Genomic DNA, 3,025 nt, shown 5'->3' on the forward strand with positions numbered 1-3,025 from the left:
CTCCAGAGGTTTGATCCTATCCCTCGCCGAAACCTGGAATTCCGATGCTTAGCCTTCCAGACTTTTTAAATCTCCTTCCGGGCATCAAGCCCAGAAAGGCCCGTCAGCTATTCCTCGAAGGATCTCTGATGACCGACGAGCAGCGGCACGATATCCATTACCGCGATCTCAACATGTTGGACATGGTGCAGGAGGTCGGACCCGATGCCGCGGCCGCGATCGTCGAAGCTTACAAAGCGAGCAAGCTCCCGATGCAAAAGGCGTCGCTGCGACCTTCTGCAGTTCCCGAAGCTGAAGCTTATCTGGCCGACGCCCCCCGACACCGACAAACGATCGCGGAGCGGCGGCACCTGAAGCGAGCCATCGGCGACCCGTCGGCGCTCCGTAGAGGCAGACCTCGAAAACTACCGTCTCCTCGATAGCCTGTTCTTCGCCCTAAAAGGGCCCGGCGACGGTACGCTCGTCCTCGCGGGAATTAGGGTCACCAAGAGCCTCGCGGGTTACTCGAGCAATTCTGGCAAGACGACGGGGTGGCGGGTGACGTTCTCATGGACCGGGAGCGATGGCTGTGGGCGGCTGATCGAGAAAGTGCCGCCGGAGGCCTCCAACCGCCGGAATGACTCCGAGCGGAACTGGGGGCTGCATGAGTAATCGCCTTGGCTGTTGCCGGAATCCTAAAGCCAAAGCCGCTAACCGCGAATTCGGTTATGAATGCTGTGGCATCGGCCCGGCTTGAATGTTGGCGGTATGAGTCCGCTTCGGGGTGGCGCATCCCAGCGACGAGTGTTCAGTCGCCTCCTAGCGCGGTCTAATGGGCATATTTACGTCCACGGTTTTCGCTGCGCCCCGATAGACAATTTCCGCTGACCGCACCCATTTTCCGAGTTCATCAATATAACGATTGATGGATGGGCTGGATCTCAACGCCTCAATCGTCACGAGAAGCTCAAGGTAGACGTGGTTCAATTGAACCCGTTCCCTTCGAGAGCTCTTAATGGTGATCGACATATGCGACCAGGCTCGATCAATTGCCTGTTCGCTTGCGTGCTTCCGGTGATCCGAGACGTGAGCGGCCTTCTTGTTCGCCACGTATTTGATGACTTCTCGCCTTCGCACTGGCGTCCCCAAAACGGCAATCGCTAGGCCTTCCAAGTACTCGGAAAGAGAGACATCGGCATTGTCGCGATAGCTCCAGGCAACTCTAGTCAACGGTGGAACGTCCTTCATGGAGAACTCGGCGGCCACGCCTTCAAGGCGATCCCCGGCCCAAGGATAATTGCCGCACGTCACCAGCACGGCAGGATGGATCGGGTTGAATCCAGCATCCGCGCGCGAACTCAGCTCGGCGCTCGGCGGCAACAGGCGCCCCATATTGAACAAGTCCTTCTCGGACAGTAGGCGTCGCAAAATAGTGCTTCGCGCCCGGATTTCGGCAGGCACCTCCGCTAGGTTTCCCGTCATTTCCCTGGTGACGAATCGAAAATCTTCCCCCGTGATCCGAGCCACATCGAACTCTGCCTCCGAGAGTACGCGGTCCGGGGATTTCAGCCGAAACTGCGGCTTCATCAAATGCGAGAACAATGGGGATTTGGCGGAATTGTCCATCACGGCTCATTGGATTACGAGTTGTTGCGAGAGAGGGCCGTCGCCAGCGTGGGCCGTGGCGAGGTTTATGGAACCGAGCCTCTCAGACTAGCGATGGCTAGTCTTCAGGCTCGGCCCATTGTGCAAGGGCAAACATCGTGGCGGACAGGATCGTCATCGTCGCCGCCACAATGCAGCCTGCGCCGGTGAGATCCCACATAGGCACGACCAGCTCTTGCAGCACGCGTGACCTTGGATGGTTCAGGTACACGGAGCAGCCGATAGCAAAAATGCCAAGGATCACCGTTATCAGCAGCAACTTCAACGCGGCGGTCATCAGCCAGCCGGCGGTCCTTGCTCGGAACAGCAGCGCGCAAGTGATGGCCAGGAAAGACGCGATGGCAATGCCGGTCTGCTCTGAATGTCCAGCATATTGAGGTCGCAGGATCGATGTGCCCGTGAACACATCAAACCACGCCGTGACAAATGAGAGTATCAGACTAGGCGTGACACTGGCGAGCGTTCCCAGAAAACCCGAGATCTTCATTTCTTGGCTTCGCCGAACAGGGGCATTGGAATCGCCGACAACAGACGGTCCTTTTTGTCACGGAACTCGTAGTAGGCCGGCACCGGGATCCAGTTTTTGAAATCGCCAGTCACGTTCCATTCGACCGATCCGCCGGTAGACAGCGGCACGCCATCCTTGTTGGGCGCGTAGAATGCCGGAGCGAAAAACTGCTCCTGGTCGGGAAATCTCGGTACAACCTTCACATCGTCGATATTGCCCTTCGTCCGCCCCGCGTACTGTTTCGCGGAGTACGAAAAGAACGTCTTGAATTGGCGCGTGCCCTCGGTGCGGAGCCCTATAGTCCCCACTAGCTCCAGCATGGTGTCATGAGGATTGTCCGGGTCGCTAGGAAAGAAGATGCGTACCTCGTCCGCCCAGCCTTTTGGGGGTAGCTCGCCATCCGAAGAGCTCACCTGCTTGGCCGCTACCCCCTGCTTGCAGAAATCGCCTTCGTTGTTGCGCTCCTGGTCGCGCGCCGTCCCCATGAACTGCGCAGGCGTGCGCTCCCCGCTGTGGCCGTACTCGATGCAGCCGTCGACCGGCCTGGGATTCAGGTCGTCGCTCATCCGCGGCGTCTTGGCCTCTTCCGTCGCGGGGACGTACGACTGGAAAGGCCCGGCTATGAACCACGTCACCATCAGGTCGCTATTCGGGTGGAGGTTGGAGACGCAGGACACATAGCGCCGCATGTTATCCACCGTCTCGACCCAGGAACTGGTAAGAAAGTTGAAGTTGCCTACATGGTGAGGCTGTGGGGCATCACCATCCTTGCAATCCTTTGCTTGAGTAGCCGGAGCCGCAAAAATCCCCGAAGCCAAGCCCAAAGCCAGTATAGAAAGCCGTGAGCAGCACATTTTTCTCCCCCTACTTGGC

Annotated in this window: 4 protein-coding genes; 1 reads left to right on the forward strand and 3 read right to left on the reverse strand. The window is 58.3% G+C overall.

Features of this window, described 5'->3' with window-relative positions:
• The first annotated feature begins 128 nt into the window (after window positions 1-128).
• Window positions 129-422, forward strand: coding sequence for a hypothetical protein (locus EN780_RS40955; RefSeq protein WP_245500180.1), 294 nt, complete (start codon window positions 129-131; stop codon window positions 420-422).
• 376 nt (window positions 423-798) lie between these two features.
• Here the strand turns inward: EN780_RS40955 and EN780_RS31020 are convergent, their stop codons facing one another.
• From EN780_RS31020 to EN780_RS31030, 3 genes are all read right to left on the reverse strand, one after another.
• Window positions 799-1,605, reverse strand: a complete 807-nt coding sequence (locus EN780_RS31020) for a hypothetical protein (RefSeq protein WP_128276180.1) — start codon at window positions 1,603-1,605, stop codon at window positions 799-801.
• A gap of 97 nt (window positions 1,606-1,702) precedes the next feature.
• A complete protein-coding gene (locus EN780_RS31025) occupies window positions 1,703-2,131 on the reverse strand; it encodes a hypothetical protein (RefSeq protein ID WP_128276181.1) in 429 nt (142 codons plus the stop codon).
• Window positions 2,128-3,025: hypothetical protein (locus EN780_RS31030; RefSeq protein WP_210215063.1), on the reverse strand; the 898-nt coding region annotated here is incomplete at its 5' end. The genes EN780_RS31025 and EN780_RS31030, both read right to left, overlap by 4 nt.

Source organism: Mesorhizobium sp. M4B.F.Ca.ET.089.01.1.1, from assembly GCF_004022605.1.
GTDB classification, from domain to species: domain Bacteria; phylum Pseudomonadota; class Alphaproteobacteria; order Rhizobiales; family Rhizobiaceae; genus Mesorhizobium; species Mesorhizobium abyssinicae.